The 22,604-nt window shown below is 77.1% G+C and carries 21 protein-coding genes; 4 read left to right on the plus strand and 17 right to left on the minus strand.

Features of this window, described 5'->3' with window-relative positions; all coding sequences use genetic code 11:
* Positions 1-39 precede the first annotated feature (39 nt).
* The 3 genes from BLQ97_RS18760 to BLQ97_RS18770 all read right to left on the minus strand — a co-directional run bounded on the left by BLQ97_RS18760 (position 40) and on the right by BLQ97_RS18770 (position 4,141).
* Positions 40-834 carry a polyprenol monophosphomannose synthase gene (locus tag BLQ97_RS18760; RefSeq protein WP_217637266.1) on the minus strand — a complete coding sequence of 265 codons (795 nt, stop codon included), beginning with the start codon at positions 832-834 and terminating at the stop codon, positions 40-42.
* Positions 831-2,432, minus strand: a complete 1,602-nt coding sequence (lnt, locus tag BLQ97_RS18765) for an apolipoprotein N-acyltransferase (protein WP_245692446.1) — start codon at positions 2,430-2,432, stop codon at positions 831-833. Before lnt ends, BLQ97_RS18760 begins: the two co-directional genes overlap by 4 nt.
* Positions 2,433-2,623: 191 nt before the next feature.
* A complete protein-coding gene (locus BLQ97_RS18770; protein WP_091367598.1) occupies positions 2,624-4,141 on the minus strand; it encodes an amidohydrolase in 1,518 nt (505 codons plus the stop codon).
* A gap of 54 nt (positions 4,142-4,195) precedes the next feature.
* Here BLQ97_RS18770 and BLQ97_RS18775 point away from each other — a divergent pair, with 54 nt between their 5' ends.
* Entirely contained in the window at positions 4,196-4,729 is a 534-nt protein-coding gene (locus BLQ97_RS18775) for a GNAT family N-acetyltransferase (RefSeq protein WP_091367600.1), read from the plus strand.
* On the opposite strand, the gene BLQ97_RS24310 is transcribed toward BLQ97_RS18775, so the two are convergent.
* Positions 4,726-5,595 (minus strand): lysophospholipid acyltransferase family protein, encoded by an 870-nt coding sequence (locus tag BLQ97_RS24310; RefSeq protein WP_091367601.1) that lies wholly within the window; start codon positions 5,593-5,595, stop codon positions 4,726-4,728. The genes BLQ97_RS18775 and BLQ97_RS24310 overlap by 4 nt on opposite strands.
* 30 nt (positions 5,596-5,625) lie before the next feature.
* Positions 5,626-6,801 carry a carboxylate-amine ligase gene (locus BLQ97_RS18785; protein ID WP_245692448.1) on the minus strand — a complete coding sequence of 392 codons (1,176 nt, stop codon included), beginning with the start codon at positions 6,799-6,801 and terminating at the stop codon, positions 5,626-5,628.
* A 125-nt stretch (positions 6,802-6,926) separates the two neighbouring features.
* Here BLQ97_RS18785 and BLQ97_RS18790 point away from each other — a divergent pair, with 125 nt between their 5' ends.
* A complete protein-coding gene (locus tag BLQ97_RS18790) occupies positions 6,927-7,784 on the plus strand; it encodes a hypothetical protein (protein WP_091367603.1) in 858 nt (285 codons plus the stop codon).
* A gap of 22 nt (positions 7,785-7,806) precedes the next feature.
* Here the strand turns inward: BLQ97_RS18790 and BLQ97_RS18795 are convergent, their stop codons facing one another.
* The 3 genes from BLQ97_RS18795 to BLQ97_RS18805 all read right to left on the minus strand — a co-directional run bounded on the left by BLQ97_RS18795 (position 7,807) and on the right by BLQ97_RS18805 (position 10,767).
* Entirely contained in the window at positions 7,807-8,952 is a 1,146-nt protein-coding gene (locus BLQ97_RS18795; RefSeq protein WP_245692450.1) for an Rv2578c family radical SAM protein, read from the minus strand.
* 224 nt (positions 8,953-9,176) lie between these two features.
* Positions 9,177-9,653: an Lrp/AsnC family transcriptional regulator gene (locus BLQ97_RS18800; protein WP_091367604.1), complete on the minus strand. Its 477-nt coding sequence runs from the start codon at positions 9,651-9,653 to the stop codon at positions 9,177-9,179.
* Positions 9,628-10,767: a M24 family metallopeptidase gene (locus tag BLQ97_RS18805; protein WP_091367607.1), complete on the minus strand. Its 1,140-nt coding sequence runs from the start codon at positions 10,765-10,767 to the stop codon at positions 9,628-9,630. Before BLQ97_RS18805 ends, BLQ97_RS18800 begins: the two co-directional genes overlap by 26 nt.
* Positions 10,768-10,844: 77 nt before the next feature.
* Between BLQ97_RS18805 and BLQ97_RS18810 the strand changes: the two genes are divergently transcribed.
* Positions 10,845-11,762: a 5'-3' exonuclease gene (locus BLQ97_RS18810; protein WP_091367943.1), complete on the plus strand. Its 918-nt coding sequence runs from the start codon at positions 10,845-10,847 to the stop codon at positions 11,760-11,762.
* 28 nt (positions 11,763-11,790) lie between these two features.
* Here the strand turns inward: BLQ97_RS18810 and BLQ97_RS18815 are convergent, their stop codons facing one another.
* The 8 genes from BLQ97_RS18815 to BLQ97_RS18850 form a co-directional block, all read right to left on the minus strand.
* Complete coding sequence (locus BLQ97_RS18815) at positions 11,791-12,399, minus strand: DUF4333 domain-containing protein (RefSeq protein ID WP_091367608.1); 609 nt, start codon at positions 12,397-12,399, stop codon at positions 11,791-11,793.
* A 112-nt stretch (positions 12,400-12,511) separates the two neighbouring features.
* The gene (locus BLQ97_RS18820; protein WP_091367610.1) at positions 12,512-15,361 is read right to left on the minus strand and encodes a DEAD/DEAH box helicase; all 2,850 of its coding nucleotides are present in this window, start codon (positions 15,359-15,361) and stop codon (positions 12,512-12,514) included.
* Between the two features lie 221 nt (positions 15,362-15,582).
* Positions 15,583-16,485 (minus strand): diacylglycerol/lipid kinase family protein, encoded by a 903-nt coding sequence (locus BLQ97_RS18825; protein ID WP_217637267.1) that lies wholly within the window; start codon positions 16,483-16,485, stop codon positions 15,583-15,585.
* A 40-nt stretch (positions 16,486-16,525) separates the two neighbouring features.
* On the minus strand, positions 16,526-17,458 hold the full coding sequence (tatC, locus tag BLQ97_RS18830; RefSeq protein WP_245692452.1) for a twin-arginine translocase subunit TatC: 933 nt from the start codon (positions 17,456-17,458) through the stop codon (positions 16,526-16,528).
* Positions 17,459-17,478: 20 nt separating this feature from the next.
* The gene (tatA, locus tag BLQ97_RS18835) at positions 17,479-17,784 is read right to left on the minus strand and encodes a Sec-independent protein translocase subunit TatA (RefSeq protein ID WP_091367616.1); all 306 of its coding nucleotides are present in this window, start codon (positions 17,782-17,784) and stop codon (positions 17,479-17,481) included.
* 86 nt (positions 17,785-17,870) lie between these two features.
* Positions 17,871-18,083, minus strand: coding sequence for a hypothetical protein (locus tag BLQ97_RS18840; protein ID WP_091367618.1), 213 nt, complete (start codon positions 18,081-18,083; stop codon positions 17,871-17,873).
* A 10-nt stretch (positions 18,084-18,093) separates the two neighbouring features.
* A complete protein-coding gene (locus BLQ97_RS18845; RefSeq protein WP_217637268.1) occupies positions 18,094-19,071 on the minus strand; it encodes a helix-turn-helix transcriptional regulator in 978 nt (325 codons plus the stop codon).
* On the minus strand, positions 19,068-20,045 hold the full coding sequence (locus BLQ97_RS18850) for a helix-turn-helix transcriptional regulator (RefSeq protein ID WP_091367620.1): 978 nt from the start codon (positions 20,043-20,045) through the stop codon (positions 19,068-19,070). The genes BLQ97_RS18845 and BLQ97_RS18850 overlap by 4 nt, the downstream gene beginning before the upstream one ends.
* 126 nt (positions 20,046-20,171) lie before the next feature.
* On the opposite strand from BLQ97_RS18850, the gene BLQ97_RS18855 reads away from it, so the two are divergent.
* Positions 20,172-21,224, plus strand: coding sequence for a DUF3866 family protein (locus BLQ97_RS18855; RefSeq protein WP_175471818.1), 1,053 nt, complete (start codon positions 20,172-20,174; stop codon positions 21,222-21,224).
* 17 nt (positions 21,225-21,241) lie between these two features.
* Here the strand turns inward: BLQ97_RS18855 and pafA are convergent, their stop codons facing one another.
* The gene (gene pafA, locus BLQ97_RS18860) at positions 21,242-22,600 is read right to left on the minus strand and encodes a Pup--protein ligase (RefSeq protein ID WP_091367626.1); all 1,359 of its coding nucleotides are present in this window, start codon (positions 22,598-22,600) and stop codon (positions 21,242-21,244) included.
* Positions 22,601-22,604 lie beyond the last annotated feature (4 nt).

Here is a 22,604-nt window from a genome sequence, read left to right on the forward strand (position 1 = left end):
GTTCTCCTCGGCCCGGCTCGCCGGGCGGCCCGGGTCCGCCTACCGGACCGCGCTGGACCGCCCGCCGTCGCGGACCCGTCCCGGTACGGCGCGGGGGACCCGGCCCGGCAGCCGGTCGGCCAGCCGGTCCTGCAGGCCCCACCACGTGACCCGCACCAACGCCTCCTCAACGATCGAGGCGGTCATCTTGCTCCGGCCCCGCGCGCGTTCGCTGAAGGTGATCGGCACCTCGACCACCCGGGCGCCGGAGCGCCACGCCCGCCACGCCCAGTCGACCTGGAAGCAGTACCCCTGGCTGGCCACCGCGTCGAAGGGCAGCCGGTCGACCAGCTCGCCGCGGACCGCCCGGAACCCGCCGGTGGCGTCGGCCAGCGGCAGCCGCAGCGCCCAGCGGGTGTAGCGGTTGCCCAGCCGGGAGAGCAGCAGCCGCCGCCGCGGCCAGTCCTCGACGCGGCCGCCGGGCACCCAGCGCGACCCGAGCACCAGGTCGGCGCCGTCCAGGGCGGCCAGCAGCAGCGGCAGCTGCTCGGGGTGGTGCGAGCCGTCGGCGTCCATCTCGACGAGCACGTCGTAGCCGCGCTCGCGGCCCCACCGGAACCCCGCGACGTAGGCCGGGCCGAGGCCGGTCTTCGCCGTCCGCCGCAGCACGTGCACCCGCGGGTCCGCGGCGGCCAGCCGCTCGGCGAGCTCACCGGTGCCGTCGGGTGACCCGTCGTCGACCACGAGGGCGTGCGCGGCCGGCACCGCGGCGCGCAGCCGGTCGAGGATGGGCCCGAGGTTGTCCACCTCGTCGTAGGTGGGGATGACCACGAGCACCCGCGGCGGGACGGTCACCGGCCGCTCCGCCGTCCTCGCCGTGCCCGCAGTGCCGGGACGGCGACGGCGAGCACCGCCCCGGCACCGAGCGCGGACAGCAGCCACTCGGGGCCGGCGCCGACCCGCTGCGCCGGCGTGGTGGTGTCGCGCTGGGCGATCTCCTCGACGAACACCGCCGGGGTGAACAGCTGCGACTGCCGCACCAGCGTCCCGTCCGGGGCGATCACCGCCGAGATGCCGCTGGTGGAGGCCAGCGCCACCGAGCGGCCGAACTCCACCGCCCGCACCTGCGCGGCGGCGACCTGCTGGGCGCTCTCGTCGCTGAACCCGAAGGTGGCGTTGTTGGTCTGCACGACGAGCAGCCCGGCGCCGGCCTCCACCGTGTCGGCGACCAGGGAGTCGTAGACCACCTCGAAGCAGATGACGTCGCCCACCCGCGCGCCGCCCACCTCCAGCACCCCGACCTCGCTGCCCCGGGTGAAGTCGCGGCGGACCAGGTCGACCTTGTCGCTGAAGAAGCGGAAGAAGGCGCGGGCGGGCACGTACTCGGCCAGCGGCACCGGGTGGCGCTTGACGTAGGTGTCGCCCGGGCCGGTCACCGGGTCCCACACGATGCCGGTGTTGCTCAGGTACCGCCCCGGCCCCTCGACGACGGCGCCGACCAGGATCGGCGCGTCGATCGCCGCGGCGGCGCCGCTGATGGCCCGGGCGGCGTCGGCGTTGGTGTAGGGGTCGATGTCGGAGCTGTTCTCCGGCCACACCACCAGGTCCGGCTGCGGCTGGTCCCCGGCGGCCACCGCGGCGGCCAGCTGCCGGGTCTGCTGCACGTGGTTGTCCAGCACCGCGCGGCGGCGGGCGTTGAACTCCAGGCCGGCCTCGGGCACGTCGCCCTGCACGACGGCGACGGTGACCGCCGGCCCGCCCGCGGTGAGCGAGGCGCCCGGCAGCGGCAGCCAGGCCAGCCCCCCGAGCAGCGGGACGGCCAGCGCCCCGGCCACCGCGGCGGCCGCCGTCCGCACCGTGCGCCCCTGGACGGCGGCGAGGACCGCCGCCGCCAGCAGCGCGCCGCACAGCGCGACGGCGAAGGCGACCAGCGGCACCCCGCCGTAGGCGGCCAGCGACAGGAACGGCCCGTCGGTCTGGCTGAACCCCAGCCGTCCCCACGGGAACCCGCCCAGCGGCAGCCGGCCGCGCAGCGCCTCGTCGGCCACCCACAGCGCCGCCGTCCACAGGGGCCACAGCCGCAGCCGGGAGGTGGCCGCCGTCGCCGCTCCCAGCAGTGCCACGAACGCCGCCTGGGAGAGCGCCAGCGCCAGCCACGGGAACGCCCCGACGTAGGTGCCGCTCCACGACAGCAGCGGCACGAAGAAGGCCAGCCCGAACACCAGGCCCAGCCAGGCGCCGCCGCGGGCGCGCTGCCCGTGCACGGCCAGTGCCAGCGCCGCGGTGGCCGGCACCGCCAGCAGCGGCAGCGACCAGCCCGGGAAGGCCAGCAGCAGCAGTCCGCCCCCGGCGGCGGCCAGCGCGGTGCGCCACGGCAGGCGGCGCGAGGCGGGGGGTGTCTCGTGCGGGCCGGTGCGCGGCCGCTGCGTGTCCGGCGCGGCTGCTGCGGGCACCCTCGGCCTCCCCGCGACGTGGTGCCGCGGGCGGGGCCCCGGCGTCCGGCTGGCACCCACCACACGGCGGGCGCGGACCACCGCGTGGTCCACCGACCAGCATCCCATCCCCCCGGCCGCGGCCGGCCTCCCGACCGGGAGCGTCCCCCGTCGGGTCGGCCCCGACGCTCGTTACAGCGACCCGACGGCGGTCACTGCAGCGGCTCCCCCGCCACCACCAGCGCCCGGCAGGCGGGCCGCTGCCGCTCGGCGAGGACGCCCGACAGGCTCGCCCCGCTCGCCCACAGCGCCAGGTCGGCCGGGGCGCCCACCGACAGCGGCCCGGCCGGCGTCTCGGCGCGGGCGGCGTGCCAGCCGCCGTGGGTGGCGGCGTCGAAGGCGTCGAAGGGCCGCAGCCCGGCGCCGGGCGTGCGGTGGTCCACGGCGGCGTGCACCCCGCCCCACGGGTCCAGCGGGGTGACCGGGGCGTCGCTGCCCAGCGCCAGGGCGACGCCGGCGTCGGCGAGGTCGGCGAACGGGTTGGTCGCCAGGGCCCGCTCGACCCCGAGCCGCTCGGCGTACATCCCGGCCTCCCCGCCCCACGCCGCGTCGAACGCCGGCTGCACGCTGGCCACCACCCCCCAGGCCCGCATCCGCGCCACGGCGTCGGCGGAGGGCATCTCGACGTGCTCGAGGCGGTGCCGGCAGGCGCGCACCGCGGCCACGCCGAGCTGCTCGACCACCACGCCGACGGCGTCGAGCACCTGGCCCACCGCGGCGTCGCCGATGACGTGGAACCCGGCCTGCAGCCCGGCCTCGGTGCACGCGCGCACGTGGTGCACCAGCGAGGCGGTGTCGAACCGCAGCGCGCCGGAGGTGGCCGGCCGGTCGCGGTAGGGCGTGCCCAGCGCCGCGGTGTGCGAGCCCAGCGCGCCGTCGCAGAACAGGTCGCCGCCGGCGCCGGCCAGCCCGAGCTCGTGGACCGGCTCCAGCCCGCCGCGCTCGGCCAGCTCCCCCCAGTAGCCGACCACCCCCGGGCCGGGGCGCCCGCCGGCGAGCGCGAGCAGCGCCTGCAGGTCCTCCGCGCTGGACACCTCGGGCCCGGCCATCTCGTGCACCGTGCCGATCCCCAGCCGCGCCGCCTCGGCCAGCGCCGCCGCCTGCGCCGCGGCCCGCTGCGGGCCGCCCACGGCGCCGTAGGCGGCCTGCCGGGCGGCGTGGTGGGCGTCGAGGCGCAGCTGCCCGTCGGGGGAGAAGCCGGGCAGCCCGCGGATGCCGGGGACCCGGTCGAGCAGCGCGGTGGACACCGTCGCGGAGTGCACGTCCACCCGGGCCAGGTAGGCCGGCCGGTCGCCGACGACGGCGTCGAGGTCGGCGCGGGTCAGCCCGCGGCCCTCCGGCCAGCCCGTCTCGTCCCAGCCGGTGCCCAGCACGATCCCCGGCGGGGCGGTGCGCACCGCGTCGGCGACGGCGGCGAGCGCCGCGGCGAGGCTCGACCTCGAGTGGAGGTCGAGACCGGTCAGCGCCAGCCCCGTCGCGGTGGCGTGCACGTGCGCGTCCACGAACGCCGGGGTCAGCAGCGCGCCCTCCCCGGCCAGCACCCGGCCGGCGCGCGGCGCGTCGGCGGCGTCCCCGAGCCAGGCGATCCGGCCGTCGACGGCGTGCACCGCGCGGCCGCGGCGGTCGCCGACGGTGACGTCGGTGATCAACAGGTCGGCCGGTGCGCTCATGCCGGGAGCATGACGGCGGGGCGTGAGGGTCGTGGCGCCGGGTAGGCACCGACCGTGCCCGACGGCGACGGGGAGCTGGTCACCGAGCGGCTGCGGCTGCGCGCCTGGACCACCCGCCGCGACGACCTGGCCCGCCTCACCGACCTCTACCGCCGCGAGGCGGTCACCCGCTGGCTGGGCGGCACCCCCTCGGTCGGCCCGGTGGAGCTGGTGGCCCGCTGGGCGCAGGTCTCGCGCGCCGACCCGCGCTGCGGGGTGTGGGCGGTCGAGCCCCGCGCGGACCCCGCCCGGATCGCCGGCACGCTGCTGCTCAAGCCGTTGCCCGACGGCGTCGGCGAGGTCGAGGTCGGCTGGCACCTGCACCCCGACAGCTGGGGCCGCGGCTACGCCACCGAGGCCGCCCGCGCGGTCGTGCAGTGGGCCTTCGGCGCCGGCCTGCCCGAGGTCTACGCGGTCGTGCGGCCGGGCAACGCGGCGTCCCTGGCGGTCTGCCGGCGGCTGGGCATGACGCCGCTGGGGCGGCTGCGCCGGTGGTACGACGTCGAGCTCGAGGCCTTCCGGCTGATGGCGCCCCCCGTCGTCGACTAGGCCGCCCGCCCCCCGCGGCGGACGCGGGCCGCCAGCCGCGCCCGGCGGGAGGTGCGCGCCCGGCGCCGGTGCCCGGTGGCGTCGGCGAGGTCGCGGGCCGCGGCCTCCTCCAGGGTGGGCGCGGTGCCCCCCAGGTGCACCGGCAGCCACCACGTGTCCTCCGGCCCCGAGGGCTGCTGCGGGTAGCTGCGCTGCGCCTCGTCCAGCAGCGCCTCCATGGCCGCGCGGGTGCGGGCCAGCAGCGCCGCCGGCGTCTCCCCCGGCTCCGGCTGCAGCGGCTCGCCCAGCAGCACGGTCACCGCCCGGCCGCGGGTCAGGTCGACCGGGTGCTTCTTGGTGGCCACCCGGTGCCCGCCCCACACCGCGGCGGGCAGGATCGGCACGCCGGCGTCGATCGCCATCCGGGCGGCGCCGGCCTTGAGGTCCTTGAGGGTGAAGCTCTGGCTGATCGTCGCCTCGGGGAACACGCCCACCAGCTCGCCGTCCTTCAGCGCGCGCACGGCGGCATCGAACGCCGCGGCACCGGCCTTGCGGTCGACCGGGATGTGCCGCATCGCGCGCATGAAGGGCCCGGCGAACCAGTGCCCGAACACCGCGGCCTTGGCCATGAAGCGCACCAGGCGGTGCTGCGGGAGGGCGGCCAGGCCGAGGAAGGTGAAGTCGAGGTAGCTCACGTGGTTGCTGCACACCACCGCGCCGCCGGACGCCGGCACGTGCTCGGCGCCGCGGACGTCGAAGCGCAGCCGCAGCAGCCGGAACACCACCAGGGCCAGCCGGACCACCAGCCGGTAGGGCCGGTCCCGCCGGTCGGGGTGGGGGCCGAACAGGTCGCGCCGCACGACGTCACGCCAGCTCGCGGTGTCCACGGCGGGGACGATAACCGGCTCCGGACGGCGTCACCCGCCGGGCGGCCCGGCCGCGGTGAGCTCCACGGCGGCCCGCACCACCGCGGACAGGTCGCCGGTCTCGCCGAACACCCGGCGCTGCAGCTCGGCGCCCGTCCCGCGCGCCAGCACCGCGGCGACGCCGTCGGCCACCCGCTCGCCGTCGCCGGCGTCCCGCAGCGCGGGACCCACGTGCCCGAGCAGCGCGCCGACGACGTCCGCCGCCGGGGCGGGCCGGCCGGTGAGCGGGTGCAGCAGGTCGCCGGCGGTGCCCGACCGCCCGGCGCGCCAGGCGGCCACCCGCAGCACGTCGGCGCGCACGGCGGGCGCCGGGACGCCGTCGCGCCACTCCCGCGCGGCGGTCTCCACCAGGGCGCGCACCAGCCCGGCGTGCGTGACGGCGTCCTCGACGCGCAGGCAGACGTCGGCGATGCGCACCTCGACGGTGGGCCAGGTCTGCGACAGGCGGGCGTCGACGGAGACCATCCCCGCGTCGACGATGGTCTCCGTCGCCACCAGGTCGGCGACCACCCGGTGGTAGGCGGCGGCGTCCCCGAAGCGCTCGGTGGCCCCGGAGGAGGGCCACCGGTTCCACGCCTGCGAGCGGAAGCTGGCGTACCCGCTGTCGCGGCCCAGCCAGAACGGTGAGTTCACGGTCAGCGCGGTGAGCACCGGCAGCCACACCCGGATGCGGTCGAGGACGGCCACGCCCTCCTCGTCGTCGGCCACCGACACGTGCACGTGGCAGCCGCAGGTCAGCTGCTCCAGCGCGGTGAGCCCGAAGGTCGCGGCCATGAGCTCGTAGCGCTCGCCCGGCGTGGTCACCGGCTCCACCGACACCGGGGAGCTGGCCAGGGCCGCCACCCGCGCGCCCACGGCCCGCGCCGCGGCGTCGGCCCGGCCGCGCCAGTGGCGCAGCTCCGCGGTCACCTCGGCCAGGTCGCTGCACACCCGGGTGCCGAGCTCCAGCTGCTGCTGCATCAGCTCGGGCACCAGGTGGCCCGGCGACCCGCCGGTCCCCTCCCCCTCCCCGGAGCGGTCGTGCTCCGCGGGGGTCTCCCCCTCTCCCCGCCGCGACGCCACCGCGAGCGCCTCGGGTCCCAGCGGCACCGGCACCCCCGACGGGTCGACGACGAGCAGTTCCTCCTCCACCCCGACCGTGCGCACCGGGACATCGTCGGTGCGCACGGGTCCCCCCCGCAGGTCGGTGCCCCGGCGGGCCCGACACAGGCCTTGCGCGGCAAGCGTTCCTGGTCGTTCGAGACCACCGATTTTTTCATTGCTTCGTTAGGGATAACGGGTATGATGGGGAAGTGGACGCGGGATGGCAGCACCCCCTGCCCGACATGCCGGCACCCCCGGCGGCCCGGGCGTGGCAGCGCCTGGCGCCTCCCGAGGGCTACGCCGTCCAGTGGCGTCGGCTGGTCGACGCCGCACTCGAGCTCGGGCTCGGCCCCGAGGAACTGGCCTCCGGGGGCATGGACGACGTCGCCGCGGCCCGCGGGTGGAAGCCCGCCACGGTCACCCTCTACAGCAAGGTGGCCCGCTACGGCGGCGTCCCCCTGCCGGTGCCGCCCACCCCGGAGCCCGACCCCCGCTCCCTGGACCTCCGGCCGCTGACCGAGGTGCGCAGCGAGGACCCCGAGCACCTGCGCACCGTCGTGTGGTGCGCCATCGCGCTGGGCTGGCCGGCCCCGGTGGGCACCTTCCGCGACCTGCGGCGCGAGCAGGTGCACCCCACGGCGCGCCGGCTGGTGGTGCGCACCGACGACGGCGAGTGGTCGGTGCCCGGCGCCCTGCTCGCCTGGCACGCCTGGGAGGAGGTGCGCAGCCGCTTCCCCGCCCTGGCCGACAGCCCGTGGGTGCTCCCGGCGCTGCGGCGCGGCCCGGGCCTCACCTCCACGGTGGGCGGGCGGCTGTCCAGCCAGGCGCTGCAGGTCACCTTCACCAAGCACGCCGTCCGGACCGCCCTGCACCTGCGCGCCACCGCCACGGGCGCGCGCCGCGCGCGGGCCGAGGCCCTGGCGGCCGTCTACGAGACGCTGTCCTACGACTCCTACCGCCGGCTGGCGCTCGCCGGTGGCGCGGAGCCGGTGGCCGAGCGCGGGGCGGTGCGGGCCGAGCGCGCCGCCCGGGCCAACCGCGCGTCCGCCGCCCCGCCGGCGGGCTGAGCCCCTCCCCTCCCCCGCCGTCTCACAGCAGCGGGAGCTGGCCGGCGACGGCCTCCTCCCGGATCGCCCGCCCGCGCCGCCGGACCCCCGCCCCGGGCGCGGGCGGGCCAGGGGACGGCGGCAGGCTGCCGGCCGGGAAGGCCGCCTCGTCGTCGCCGGGGACGCCGGGGGGCGCCACGCCGTCGGCGCCACGCGCCCGCCCGCTGCCCTGCCCGTCGAGCCCGTGCCGGCGCAGCAGCGGCGCGACCCGGGCGGCCAACCACGACCGGTACTCGGCCGTCACGTACGCGCCGCCGCGGTAGAGCTGCCGGTAGCGGCCGACCAGCGCGGGGTGCTCGCGGGCCAGCCAGGCGGAGAACCACTCGCGGGCGCCCGGGCGCAGGTGCAGCGGGACGACGGTGACCCCCGTCGCGCCCACGGCCGCGACCGCCGCCAGCGCGGCGTCGAGGTCGGCGAGCCGGTCGGTGAGCCCGGGCAGCACCGGGGCGAGGAACACCCCGCAGGGCAGGCCCGCGTCGGTGACCGCGCGCACCAGGTCCAGCCGCGCCCGTGGCGAGGGCACCCCGGGCTCGAGGCCGGCGTGCAGCTCCTCGTCCCAGATCGCCAGGGACACCCCGAAGCCGACCGGCACCCGGCGCGCGGCCGCGGCCAGCAGCGGGACGTCCCGCCGGGCCAGCGTGCCCTTGGTGAGGACGGAGAACGGCGTCCCGGAGTCGGCCAGCGCACGGATCACCCCCGGCATCAGCCGGTAGCGGCCCTCCACGCGCTGGTAGGGGTCGGTGTTGGTGCCCAGCGCGACGTGCTCGCGCCGCCACGACGGCCGGGCCAGCTCCCGGCGGAGCACCTCGACCAGGTTGGTCTTGACGACGATCTGGGTGTCGAAGTCCCGCCCCGCGTCCAGGTCGAGGTACTCGTGCGTCGACCTGGCGAAGCAGTAGACGCACTGGTGGAGGCAGCCCCGGTAGGGGTTGATCGTGTAGGAGAACGGCACCCGCGAACCGTCGGGCACCTTGTTCAGCCCCGAGCGGGCCAGCACCTCGTGCAGCGTCACACCCGGGAACTCGGGCACCTCGACGCTGCGCAGCAGGCCGCGCGCGCTCGGCATGCCGGGCAGCAGCGCGCCGTCGCCGTCGTCGAGCCGCTGGGCGTCCCACCGCATGGCGCCCATGCGAACACACGTTCGACCCACTGTCCAGGCGGTGTGGACCGTGTTGCTGTCCCCGAGCGGGTGTCCCTACCGATTTTCGGCGATGGTGTTGGGGATAACGGACGGTCAGGGGCTGCTGTCCGGCGTACTCGATCATCACGGGCGCTGCGGGACCGGCACCGCGCGAGGAGCACGGGCAACGGGCGGCGGCGTGCCCCCGGCCGGCGACACGGGCCGCCGGCGGCTCAGACGAGCGGGCGGTCCTCGTAGAAGGTCGAGAGGACGACGGTGGTACGGGTGCTCACGTTCGCCGTCGCCCGGATCTCGCGCAGCAGCGCCTCCAGCGCCTCCGGGGAGGCCACCCGCACCTTGAGCAGGTAGCTCTCCACCCCCGCCACCGAGTGGCAGGCCTCGATCGCGTCGAGGTGGGCGAGCTTGGCCGGGGCGTCGTCGGCCTCGTGCAGGTCCAGCGGCGTGATCGAGACGAACGCCGTCATCCCGAGCCCGAGCTTGCGGGCGTCGACGCTGGCCCGGTAGCCGGTGATCAGGCCCCGCTGCTCGAGGCGCCGCACCCGCTGGTGCACCGCCGACACCGACAGGCCCACCCGCTCGGCGAGCTCGGTGTAGCTGGCCCGCCCGTCGCGGGCCAGGGCCGCCAGCAGCGCCCGGTCGACGTCGGGGGCGGCGGCCCCCGGCTCAGCCGGGGAGGACGACGAGCCCACGGGGACCCTCGTTCAGCGTGCGCACGCCCTCGTCGGTGCAGACCACGATGTCCTCGATGCGCGCGCCGCAGCGCCCGGCGAGGTAGATGCCCGGCTCCACCGAGAAGGCCATCCCCGCCTCCAGCGGCAGGTCGTTGCCCGCGACGAGGTAGGGCGCCTCGTGGGTGTCCAGGCCGATGCCGTGCCCGGTGCGGTGGATGAAGTGCTCGCCCCAGCCGGCGGCGGTGATCCGGTCGCGCGCCACGGCGTCGACCTGCTCGGCGGTCACCCCGGGGCGGACGGCGGCCACCGCGGCCTCCTGCGCGTCCTGCAGCACGGCGTACCACTCGGCCACGTCGGGGCCGGGCTCGCCGCCGACGGCGTAGGTGCGGGTGCAGTCGGAGCGGTAGCCGGTGGCGGTCTCCCCGCCGATGTCGACGACGACGAGGTCGCCGGCCTGCACCACCCGGCCGGACAGCTCGTGGTGCGGGCTGGCGCCGTTGGGCCCGGAGCCGACGATGGTGAAGTCGACGCCGACGTGCCCCTCGGCCAGGATCGCCGCGGCGACGTCGGCACCGATCTCGGCCTCGGTGCGGCCCACCCGCAGCCACTCCCCCATCCGCGCGTGCACCCGGTCGATCGCCGCGCCGGCGGCGGCGAGCTCCTCGACCTCGGGCGCGGTCTTGACCATCCGCAGCCGGTCGACCACCGGCGTGGCCAGCTCGAGGGTGGAGCCGGGCAGGGCGCGGTGCACGCCGAGCGCGTGCTCGGCCCAGGTGCGGGCGCCGACCGCCACCCGGGTCGGCGCGCTCCCGAGCCGGGCGGTGACCTCGGTGGCGAGCAGCGCGAACGGGTCGTCGGTCTCGTCCCAGGCGCGCACCTCCAGGCCGAGCGCGCCGGCCGGGCCGGCGTCGACCATCGGCGCCTCCAGCCGCGGGACGACCAGCAGCGGGTCGCCGCTGCGCGGCACCACCAGCGCGGTCAGCCGCTCCATCGCGTGCGCGTGGTAGCCGCACAGGTAGCGCAGGTCCGAGCCCGGCGTGAGCACCAGGACGTCGATCCCCAGCTCCGCGGCGACGGCGCGCGCGGCGTGCACGCGGTCGATGGTGACGAGGGCCCCCGTGCTGTCTGCCACGCCCGGACACTAACCCCGGGTGGCGACCGCGCCCGCCCCGGTTGCCCGGACCGTTACCGTCACCGGCCGTGACGACGATGCTGCTCGACGCCGCGAGCCTCTACTTCCGGGCCTTCTACGGCGTGCCGACCAGCGTGACCGCCCCCGACGGGCGACCGGTCAACGCCGTGCGGGGGTTCCTGGACATGACCGCCCGGCTGCTCACCGCGCACGGCCCCGACCGGCTCGTCGCCTGCTGGGACGACGACTGGCGCCCGGACTTCCGGGTCGCGGCCCTGCCGTCGTACAAGGCGCACCGGCTCTCCCCCGAGGGCGGGGAGGAGACGCCTCCCGAGCTCGGGCCGCAGGTGCCGGTGCTCGTCGACGTGCTCGCCGCGGCCGGTGTCGCGCGGGTCGGGGCGCCGGGCTACGAGGCCGACGACGTCATCGGCACGCTGGCCACCCGCGCCCGCGGGCCGGTCGACGTCGTCACCGGTGACCGCGACCTGTTCCAGCTCGTCGACGACGTGCGCGGCGTCCGGGTGCTCTACACCAACCGCGGCATCACCGACATCGAGGTGGTCGACGAGGCGGCGGTGAGCGCGAGGTACGGGATCCCGGGGCGCGCCTACGCCGACTTCGCCGTCCTGCGCGGCGACCCCAGCGACGGGCTGCCCGGGGTCGCCGGCATCGGCGCCAAGACCGCGGCGGCGCTGATCACCGAGTTCGGCGACCTCGCCGGCGTGCGGGCGGCCGCCGCGCGCACCGCGGTGCCGCGGGCACCGCTGACCGCCGCCGTGCTCAAGCGGCTGCACGCCGGCGCGGCGTACCTGGACGCAGCGCCGGTGGTGGTGGCCGTGGCGCGCGACGTCGACCTGCCGGCCGTGGAGGGCGCGCTGCCGCGCCGGCCCGCCGACGCCGGCGCGCTGGCCGCGCTGGCCGACGCGCACGGGCTGCGGTCCTCGCTGGGCCGGCTGGGGGCCGCGCTGGGCTGGCCGGCCGACGTCCTGGACTGAGGACGGCGGCCGGCCGCCGCGCCGTCGGTCAGACGACCTCCCACGTGTAGGCCGCCGACTCCGCGTCGGTGATCACCACCCGGATCGTCACGTCGTCGCCGTCCTCGGTGGTGCCGGAGCAGTCGTAGCTGGCCCCGGCCTCCACGACCATCTCGTCGTCGCAGCTGACGTCGATGCCGACGCCGAAGGTCTCCTCGAACTGGGTGGCGATGTCGTCCTCGGCCCGGTCGCCGTCGAGGACGTCCTGGCCGAGCAGCAGCGCGAGCAGGATCGCCGCGCCGATGACGACGACCGCCAGGGCCGTGCCGATGAGCGGGCGGGTGCGCGACCTCCGTGGCGGCTCCCCGTAGCCGACGGGCTGGCCGTACCCGCCGGGCTGGCCGTAGGAGGCGAAGGGCTGGCCGGGCGCGCCGGGCTGCGCCGACCAGGGGCCGGGGGGCCCGTACTGCCCGGGCGGCGGCCCCGGCTGCTGGGGGGCGCCCGGCGCCCCCCAGGGACCCGGCTGGCCCGGCTGGCCGTACGGCCCGCCCGGCTGCCCGTACCGCTCGCCCGGCTGGCCGTACGGTCCCGGCGGCCCGTACGGACCCGGCTGCTGCCCGTACCGGTCCGGCTGGCCACCCTGCGGCGGGTTGGTCATCGTCGCTCCTGCCCTCCCGGCCCCTGCGGACCGTCCCGGAACACCCCGTCACCGGGAGCGGGAGCGATTGTGCCCCACCCCGGCGTGCGTCCCGCTCCCCCGACCGGCTGCCTCAGCCGCTGACCGCGACGGCGACCACGCCCCGCCGCACCCGGCCCACCGCGGCGCGGGCGACCCGGGCGACGTGCTCGTCAGCGACCTTGGCCAGCTGGTCGAGCACGTCGACGAGCTGGCGCGCCCAGCGCACGAAGTCGCCGCCGGAGAGCTCGGTACCGGCCTGCTCGGCGCCGGCGAGCACCCGGTCGAGGCTCTGCCCGTCGGCCCACCGGTAGGCCGCCCAGGCGAAGCCCAGGTCGAGGTCGCGGCTGGCCGGCAGGCCCCGGTCGAGCTCGACGTCCTGCAGCCGGGCGCGGATGCGGCGCATCTCCGCGATCGCCGAGGCGACCTCACCGGCGGGCACCGCCGGCTGCCCGGGCGTCTCGCGGCGCGCCTCGAACACCAGCGTGGACACGGCGGCGGCCAGCCCGGCCGGGCCCAGGCCCCGCCAGGCGCCGGCGCGCAGGCACTCGGCGACGAGCAGGTCGCCGTCGGACCAGATGCGCGCCAGCCGGCGTCCCTCGTCGGTGACCCGGGGGACGTCGTCGAGCGGGACGTCCTCGGCGGTGTCGGCCGGCACCAGGGGCGCCACCTCGGGCACCAGGTAGCCCAGCTCCTCGAGGACGTCGCAGGTGCGGTCGAACTGGCGGGTCAGCGACCCGGTGCGCTCGGCCATCCGCCGGTGGGTCGCCTCGGCCTCGGCCACCGAGCGCAGGTAGCGCTCGGCGGCGCGCACCCGGTCCTCCCGGTCGGGCAGCCCGTGCACCGGGTGGGCGCGCAGCGCGCGGCGCAGGTCGTGCAGCACCGGGTCGTCGGCGGCCGCCGAGCGCTGCCGGACCCGGCGGGCGCCCAGGTCGTTCTCCACCCGCGCGGCGCGCAGCGTCGAGGCGAGGTCGCGGCGGGCGTGCGGGCTGCGGTGGTTGAAGTTGCGCGGCACCCGCACCCGGGCCAGCGCGGTCACCGGCGTCGGGAAGTCCACGCTGCCCAGCCGGCCGGCCCACTTGTCCTCGGTGAGCACCAGCGGCCGCGGGTCGGCGAGGTCGGTGACGCCCGGGTCGAGGACGACGGCCAGGCCCTGCCGCCGTCCCGACGGCACCCGGATGACGTCACCGGGGCGCAGCGCGGCCAGCGCGTCGGCGGCCTCCATCCGGCGCTTGGCCTGCGAGTCGCGGGACAGCTCCCGCTCGCGGTCGGCGATCTCCCGGCGCAGCCGCGCGTAGCCGGCGACGTCGCCGCCGTCGGAGTGCATCTCGGCGGCGGCCCGCTCGGCCTCCTGCTCGTGCCGGGCGGCCGCCCGGGCCAGCCCCACCACCGAGCGGTCGGCCTGGAACTGCGCGAAGGAGGAGGCCAGCAGCTCGCGGGCGCGGGCCCGGCCGAAGCTGCCGACCAGGTTGACCGCCATGTTGTAGCTGGGCCGGAACGACGAGCGCAGCGGGTAGGTGCGGGTGCTGGCCAGCCCGGCCACGACCGAGGGGTCCATGCCCGGCGCCCACACGACGACGGCGTGCCCCTCGACGTCGATGCCCCGCCGCCCGGCCCGGCCGGTGAGCTGGGTGTACTCCCCCGGCGTGACGTCGACGTGCGCCTCGCCGTTCCACTTGACCAGCCGCTCGAGGACGACGGTGCGCGCGGGCATGTTGATGCCCAGCGCGAGGGTCTCGGTGGCGAACACGGCCTTGACCAGGCCGCGCACGAAGCACTCCTCGACGGTCTCCTTGAACGCCGGCACCAGCCCCGCGTGGTGGGCCGCCAGCCCGGCGAGCAGGCCCTCCCGCCACTCCCAGAAGCCCAGCACGTGCAGGTCCTCGTCGGGCAGCGAGCCGGTGCGCTCGTCGATGATCCGGGCGATCTCGGCGCGCTCGGCCTCGTCGGTGAGCCGCAGGCCCGACTGCAGGCACTGGGCGACGGCGGCGTCGCAGCCGTTGCGGCTGAAGATGAACGTGATCGCCGGCAGCAGCCCGGCGCGGTCGAGCCGCTCGACCACCTCCGGGCGCGCCGGCGGCCGGTAGCGCGGCTTGTGCCAGTCGCCGCGGTCGCGCCGGGAGCCGCCGTTGCCGCCGCCCCAGGTGTCCAGCCGCCGCTCGTACTCGCGCACGTAGCGCACCAGCTCGGGGTCGACGACGCTGGCGCCGCGGTCGCGGGTGGACCGGGTGCGGGGGTCCTCCCCCTGCTCGGCGGCGTGCGCGGCCGGGCGCAGGCTGAACAGGTCGAACACCCGGTTGCCCACGAGCATGTGCTGCCACAGCGGGATCGGCCGGACCTCGCTGACGACGACCCGGGTGTGCCCGCGGACGGTGACCAGCCAGTCGGCGAACTCCTCGGCGTTGCTCACCGTCGCCGACAGCGACACCAGCGTCACCGACGCCGGGAGGTGGATGATCACCTCCTCCCACACCGCGCCGCGGAAGCGGTCGGCGAGGTAGTGCACCTCGTCCATGACCACGTAGCCGAGGCCGTCGATGGCCGGGGACTCCGCGTAGAGCATGTTGCGCAGCACCTCGGTGGTCATCACCACCACCGGGGCGTCGCCGTTGATCGCGTTGTCGCCGGTGAGCAGCCCGACCTGCTCCTCGCCGTAGCGGTCGACGAGGTCGTTGTACTTCTGGTTGGACAGCGCCTTGATCGGCGTCGTGTAGAACGCCTTGCGGCCCTCGGCGAGCGCCTTGTGCACGGCGAACTCGCCGACGACGGTCTTGCCGGCGCCGGTGGGCGCGCACACCAGCACGCCCGCGCCCTCGTCGAGCGCCTCGCACGCCTCGACCTGGAACGGGTCGAGGGAGAAGCCGAGCTCGGCGGTGAAGTCGGCGAGGGTCGGGTGCGCGCTGCGCCGCCGGGCAGCCGCGTACCGCTCGGCGGGGCTGGACATGTCCTCCACGTTAGGCGCACCGGCGGCGGCGCTCAGATCGGCGCGGGATCCCCGGGCGTCGCCGTCTTCCCCGCCTGCCCTCTCCACCCGGTTCACCGAGCGTGTAGTTGGGGATAACGGTCGAGTTGCGGCGGGTGCGACGGGGACCGGACGGCGTCCTACCGCACCGCAGCGCGTCCCACCCGACCGCCCACCGTCGGGTGGGACACGCGATGATCAGGTCACCTGATCATCGCCGGGCGTCCGCTGCCCACCACGAGCAGCGCGCCCGGCACGGCCTCGGCGAGCACCGGCAGCGCGGCCACCGGCTCCCCGTCGGCCCAGGTGGTCAGCCCGGCCCCCGCCAGCTCCACCCGCGCCGCGCGGTGCACCGTGACCGCCGGGTGCCCGACGTGGGAGCCCGCCGCCAGCCGCGGGCGGGTGCGCACCAGCTCCCGGCGCGACACCGGCCCGACCACGGTCACGTCGAGCAGCCCGTCGGCCGGGTCGGCGGCCGGGCAGATCCGCAGCCCGCCGCCGTACCAGGCGGTGTTGCCGACGGCGACCAGCGTGACCGGCAGCGTCCGCGGCCGCCCGTCGAGGGTCAGCGTGACCTCGCGCGGCCGCAGCCGGGCCAGCTCGGCCAGGACGGCCACGTCGTAGCGCCGGGGCCCGCGGGGGCGGCGCAGCCGGGCGGCCCGCTCGGCGACGGCCGCGTCGAAGCCGCAGCAGAGCACGGTGGCCCACCAGCGGCCCGCCGCCCGGCCGGCGTCGAGGGTGCCGACGGCGCCCTCGCGCAGGTCCGCGGCGGCCGCCGCGGCGGCGGCGACCGGCTCCGGCGGCACGCCGAGGGCCCGCGCCAGGTCGTTGCCGGTACCGGCGGGGACCACCGCCAGCGGGGTGCTCGCGCCGGCGACGGCCTGCAGCGCGGCGTGCGCGGTGCCGTCTCCCCCGACCGCCAGCACGGCGGCGGCGCCGGCGGCCACCGCGCCCGCGGCGGCCCGCTCGGCACCGGCCCGGTCGGCGGCGGGCAGCACCCGCGGCGCGAGGCCGCCGCGGCGCAGCACCGCGAGGACGGCGGGCAGCACGGCGCGCGCCCGTCCCCGCCCGGCGGCCGGGCCCACCAGCACGGCGACGTCGGTCACCGCCGGGCCCCTCCCGGCACCGGCCGGCACGCCCGGCGGGTCAGCCGCGGGAGGCGGTGCGCTCGTCGGCGGGCTGCGGCCCGGCGAGCGGCGACGGGGCGGCGTCCAGCGGCGACGGGCGGGCGTCCAGCGGCGAGGCCTCGTCGTCGGCCACCTCGTGGAAGTGCTCGCGGGCGTCGCGGCGGGCCCGCCGCCGGTCCACCAGCCGGGCCACCTGGATGGCCAGCTCGAAGAGCACGATCATCGGCCCGGCCATGAGCAGCATGGTGAACGGGTCCTGCGTGGGGGTGACGAACGCGGCGAACACGATGGTGAGGAAGAAGATCCACCGGCGGCTGCGGCGCAGCACGTCGTAGGACAGCACCCCCACCGCGTTGAGCGCGACGGCCACCAGCGGCACCTCGAAGCTGACGCCGAAGGCCACCAGCAGGGAGAGCACGAAGCCGATGTAGTCCTGCGCGGTGAGCGCGATGACCACGCCGTCGCCGGCCAGCCCGAGCAGCAGCTCCAGACCCGCCGACAGCGACACGTAGGCCAGCACCGCGCCGAGGGCGAACAGCGTGGACGAGACCAGCACGAAGGTGATGCCGTAGCGCTTCTCGTTGCGCTTGAGGCCAGGGGTGATGAACGCCCACAGCTGGTAGAGCCACACCGGCGCCGACAGCACCGCCCCGGCCAGCAGGCTCACCTTCAGCCGGATGAACACCCCGCCGAACACGTCGGTGATCAGCAGCCCGCAGTCGGTGTCGCCGCCGTAGCGCAGCTCGGGCTCCAGGCCGCAGTAGGGCGCGCGGATGAAGTCGCCCAGCCCGTGCTCGTACCACCAGAAGGCGACGGCGGCGGCGACCAGCAGCGCCAGCAGCGCCTTGGCCACCCGGTTGCGCAGCTCGGTGAGGTGCGCGACCAGGGTCATCGTCGCCTCGGGGTCGCGCGGTGGCCGGCGACGCCGGCGGCGCGGGGCGGGCCCGCTCACGTCGGTGCTCCGGGGGCGGGTCAGCGCGGGTCGGCGGCGCCGGGCCGGCCGGCGCGCGCCCGCAGCTCCGCCGCGCGGGCCTCGGCGGCGACCGCCTCGGCCTCGAGCTGCGCGCGGCGGTCGGCGTCGGCCGCGTCGAGGGCGGCCGGGCCCTGCCGGCCACGGTCGTCGCGGGTCCGGTCGTCGTCCTTCATGCCCTTCATCTCGCCCTTGAAGATGCGCAGCGAGCGGCCGAGCGAGCGCGAGGCGTCGGGCAGCTTCTTGTACCCGAACAGCAGCAGGATCGCGAGGACGATCAGGATGATCTCCGGCGCGCCGAGGTTCATGCGTCCTCCAGGTCGAGGGGCGACGGCGGCGATGCTACGCCGTGGGGTGTTCGTCGCCGGGGTCCTCGGCGGACGCCGGGGCGCGGTCAGCCCTCGCCGCGGCGCTCCTCCACCGACGACAGCGCGGCCGCGCGGGCGGCGGTGGCCTGCGCCTGCGCGAGCACGGGCCGCACGTCCCGCTCGGCGGCCTCCAGCTCCCGGCCCAGCCGCTGCAGCGCGCCGAGCACGCCGTGCACCAGCGCGCCGAGCACCACCAGCGCCAGCACCCCGACGGCGATCCAGACCACGAGCAGCAGCACGGCGACGACCCTAGGCCCCCGGCTGCCCGCCGTAGCGGGCCAGGGCGGCCCGGGCGTCGGCGGCGACGGCCTCGGCGAGCTCGGCCGGCTCGGCCACCGTGGCCGCCCCGCCCAGGGAGGCGACCAGCCGGCGCGCCCACGCCAGGTCACCGGTGCGCAGCGCCACCGCCAGCCCGCCGGGCGGGTCGTCCACCTCGCGGACGTCCTCCACCGGGTAGTACTCGGCCACCCAGCGGGCGGTGCGCGCCAGCCGCAGCCGCACCACCGGCGCGTCCGGCCCGGGCTGGTAGATGCCGTTGTCCAGGTCGCGCAGGTGCACCCCGGGCGGCGGCGCGGCGGGCTCGTCGAGCACCTCGACGTCGTCGACCCGGTCGAGGCGGAACAGCCGCAGCCCCTCGGCGCGCCGGCACCACGCCTCCAGGTAGGAGCGGCCGTCGACCAGCAGCAGCCGCAGCGGGTCGACGGTGCGCTCGGTGCGCTCGTCGCGGGTGGGCACGTAGTAGTGCAGGTGCAGCGCCCGGCCCTGCTCCAGGCCGCGGCGCACGACGGCGAGGGACTGCTCGCGGGCGTCCACCGACAGCGCCACCGGGGTGACCCGCTCGGCGGCGTGCCCGGCGGCGGCCGACACCTTGGCCAGCGCGCGGCTGACCGCCTCCTGCTCGGCCAGGCCGGGCAGCTCCAGCAGCGTGCGCAGGGCCACCACCAGCGCGACCGCCTCGTCGGTGGTCAGCCGCAGCGGGCGCACCATGCCGGCGGTGAAGGTGACCCGCACCCGGTCGCCCTCGAAGGCCAGGTCGATGAGGTCGCCGGGGCCGTAGCCGGGCAGCCCGCACATCCACAGCAGGTCCAGGTCGCGGCGCAGCTGCCGCTCGGGGACGCCGAAGTCGCGGGCGGCCTCGGCCAGCGGCACGCCCTCGGGCCGCGCGGTCAGGTACGGGACCAGCGACAGCAGCCGGGTCATCCGCTCGTTGGTCGCCGGGCTCGTCACGACCGCTCCCCCATCGCCGCCAGCCGGGTGAGCCGCTCGACCACCGCCGCGCGCACCGCCTGCGGCGACTCGACCACGACGTCGGGGCCGTAGGCGGCCAGCTGGTCGGCCAGCCGCCACGGCTCGGTGGTCCGCAGCTGCAGCCGGTCGTCGCCGTCGGGGCCGGCGCCCAGCGGGGTGGCCCAGCGGCGCAGGCCCACCGCGGTGCCCGGCCGCGCGCGCACCACGACCAGGTGCTCCTCGCCCCCGGCCTGGCGGGCCACCAGCGCCGAGAGGTCGACGTCGGCCGGCGGCTCGAACGCGCCCTCCGGCCCGGTCGCCCGCGGCGTGCCGACGACCCGGGAGAGCCGGAACACCCGGGGCGCCTGCCGGTCGAGGTCGAGGCCCACCAGGTACCAGCGGCCGTGCCAGGCCACCACGCCCCACGGCTGCACGTGCCGGCGGGCCGGGGCGTCCTCGTCGGGCCGGCGGTAGTCGAAGGTCAGCACCCGGCGGTCGCGGGCGGCGGTGTAGCAGGGCTCGAACGCCGGCTCGTCGGAGTCCAGCCGCGGCTGCACCGGCAGCGCCCGGGCCGGGTCGACGTCGACACCGGCGGCACGCAGCTTGACCAGCGCGCTCTGCGCGGCCCCGGCCAGCTGCGCGGACTCCCACAGCCGCAGCGCCAGCCCCACCGCGGCGGCCTCCTCGCCGGTGAGCGTGATCTCGGGCAGCTCGTAGTCGGCGCGGGCGATGCGGTAGCCGTCCTCGGTGTCGAAGACGCTGGTGCGGCCGGTCTCCAGCGGCACGCCCATCTCGCGCAGCTCGGCCTTGTCCCGCTCGAACATCCGCTTGAACGCCTCGTCGGCGCGGGCGGTGCCGTCGTCGGGCTCGTAACCGGGCACGGTGGCGCGGATCCGCGCCGCGGTCACGTACTGCCGGGTGCCCAGCAGGGCGATGACCAGGTTGACCAGCCGCTCCGCCCGCTTCGCCGACACGCGCCCAAGGCTAGTCAGCCCCGCTGCACCGGGGCCGCCGGGCCGCGGGCGGCCGGGGTGCTGGCTAGCCTCTCGGCCGTGGGGGAAGCGACGAGGACGCAACGGATCCGCTGGCGACGCGGGCGGGTGACCGCCACCGGCCGCAGCTGGCGCGACGCCCTCGAGCTCACCGTGGCGGTGCCCGGCGACGGCGACGTCCGGTCGCTGGCGCACCCCTCGCTGGTCGGCGTCCCCGAGGTCGGCGACGAGGTGCTGCTCAACACCACCGCCTGGGCGCAGCGCCTGGGCACCGGCGGCTACGCGCTCGTCGTCGCCGTTCCCGACCGGCTGCCGCCGGACCCCACCGGCCCCGGCCACCTGGTCAAGGCCCGCTACACGCCGATGCAGGTCAGCGTGCAGGGCGTCGACGAGCAGGACACCGAGCACCACGACGCCATCGCCGAGGCCGAGGACCTCGGCGGCATGCCGGTCGTCGTGGCCGACCTGCACTCGGCGCTGCCGGCGGTGCTCATCGGCGTGCTGGCCACCGACCCCGACCTCCGGGTCGCCTACGTGATGACCGACGGCGGCGCGCTGGTGGCCGGCTTCTCCCGCACGCTGCACACCCTGGCGCCGTCGCTGGCCGGCGTGGTCACCGTGGGCCAGGCCTTCGGCGGCGACCTCGAGGCGGTCACCCTGCACACCGGGCTGCTCGCCGCCCGGCACGTGCTCGGCGCCGACGTCGCGATCGTCACGCAGGGCCCGGGCAACCTGGGCACCGGGACGTCGTGGGGCTTCTCCGGGGTGGCCGCGGGTGAGGCCTGCAACGCCGTCTCCGTGCTGGGCGGGGAGCCGATCGGCGCGCTGCGCATCTCCGACGCCGACCCGCGCCCGCGCCACCGCGGGGTCTCCCACCACTCGCTGACCGCCTTCGGCCGGGTGGCGCTGGCCGGGGTGACGCTGGTGGCGCCGCGGGGGCTGGGCTCGGAGCTGGGCAGCCAGGTCGACGAGGACCTCGCCTCGCAGCCGGAGCGCAACGAGGTCGTGTGGGTCGACACCGAGGGCCTCGACGAGGCGCTGCAGCTCTCCCCGGTGACGCTGTCGACGATGGGCCGCGGCTGGCCGGAGGAGCGCGCCTACTTCCTCGCCGCCGCAGCGGCCGGCCGCTACGCCGCCGTGCAGGTGCCGGTCGAGGGCTGAGCCCGCGCCGGCCGCGGTCACATGGAGGCGATGAGCTTCTCCACCCGCTCGTCGACGCTCTTGAACGGGTCCTTGCACAGCACGGTGCGCTGCGCCTGGTCGTTGAGCTTGAGGTGCACCCAGTCGACGGTGAAGTCGCGCCGCTTCTCCTGCGCCTTGCGGATGAACTCCCCCCGCAGCTTGGCGCGGGTGGTCTGCGGCGGCACGTTCTTGGCCTCGAACACCCGCGGCTCGTGCGCCACCCGCTCGACCTGCCCGCGCCGCTCCAGCAGGTAGTACAGCCCCCGCCGGCGGCTGATGTCGTGGTAGGCGAGGTCCATCTGCGCCACCCGCGGCGAGGACAGCGACAGGTCGTGCTTGGCCCGGTAGCGCTCGATGAGCGAGAGCTTGGTCGCCCAGTCGATCTCCCGGTCGATGAGCGAGAGGTCGCCGGAGTCGACGGCCTTGAGCACCCGCCCCCACAGTTCCAGCATCTGCCGGTGCACCGGCCCGAAGCCCTCCCGGTCGACGAACTCCGCCGCCCGCGCGTGGTACTCCGCCTGGATCTCCAGCGCCGACATCTCCCGGCCGTTGGCCAGGCGCACCTTGCGGCGGCCGGTGATGTCGTGGCTGATCTCCCGGATGGCGCGGATCGGGTTCTCCAGGGCCATGTCCCGGATCGGCACCCCGGCCTCGATCATCCGCAGCACCAGGTCGGTGACGGTGACCTTGAGCAGCGTCGTCGTCTCGTTCATGTTCGAGTCGCCGACGATGACGTGCAGCCGCCGGTAGCGCTCGGCGTCGGCGTGCGGCTCGTCGCGGGTGTTGATGATCGGCCGGCTCCGCGTCGTCGCGCTGGAGACGCCCTCCCAGATGTGCTCGGCGCGCTGGCTGACGCAGTAGATCGCCCCGCGCGGGGTCTGCAGCACCTTGCCCGCGCCCACCACCAGCTGCCGGCTGACCAGGAACGGGATGAGCACGTCGGCGAGCCGGCTGAACTCCCCGTGCCGGCCCACCAGGTAGTTCTCGTGGCAGCCGTAGCTGTTGCCCGCCGAGTCGGTGTTGTTCTTGAACAGGTAGATGTCGCCGGTGACGCCCTCCTCGGCCAGCCGCTGCTCGGCGTCGACCAGCAGGCCCTCGAGGATCCGCTCGCCCGCCTTGTCGTGGACGACGAGCTCGGTGAGGTCGTCGCACTCGGCGGTGGCGTACTCGGGGTGGCTGCCGACGTCGAGGTAGAGCCGCGAGCCGTTGCGCAGGAACACGTTGGAGCTGCGCCCCCACGAGACCACCCGGCGGAACAGGTAGCGCGCGACCTCGTCCGGGGACAGCCGGCGCTGCCCGCGGAAGGTGCACGTGACGCCGTACTCGGTCTCGATCCCGAAGATCCGTCGGTCCACGGAC

The organism is Geodermatophilus telluris (assembly GCF_900102745.1).
Taxonomy (GTDB): domain Bacteria; phylum Actinomycetota; class Actinomycetes; order Mycobacteriales; family Geodermatophilaceae; genus Geodermatophilus; species Geodermatophilus telluris.

Excerpts from the sequence above, each read along its gene's own strand:
- BLQ97_RS18795 (WP_245692450.1), bottom strand. The coding sequence starts at position 8,952 with ATGGGCGCCATGCGGTGGGACGCCCAGCGGCTCGACGACGGCGACGGC.
- tatA (WP_091367616.1), bottom strand. The coding sequence starts at position 17,784 with ATGAACCTCGGCGCGCCGGAGATCATCCTGATCGTCCTCGCGATCCTG.
- BLQ97_RS18770 (WP_091367598.1), bottom strand. The coding sequence starts at position 4,141 with ATGAGCGCACCGGCCGACCTGTTGATCACCGACGTCACCGTCGGCGAC.
- BLQ97_RS18810 (WP_091367943.1), top strand. The coding sequence starts at position 10,845 with ATGCTGCTCGACGCCGCGAGCCTCTACTTCCGGGCCTTCTACGGCGTG.
- BLQ97_RS18820 (WP_091367610.1), bottom strand. The coding sequence starts at position 15,361 with ATGTCCAGCCCCGCCGAGCGGTACGCGGCTGCCCGGCGGCGCAGCGCG.
- BLQ97_RS18815 (WP_091367608.1), bottom strand. The coding sequence starts at position 12,399 with ATGACCAACCCGCCGCAGGGTGGCCAGCCGGACCGGTACGGGCAGCAG.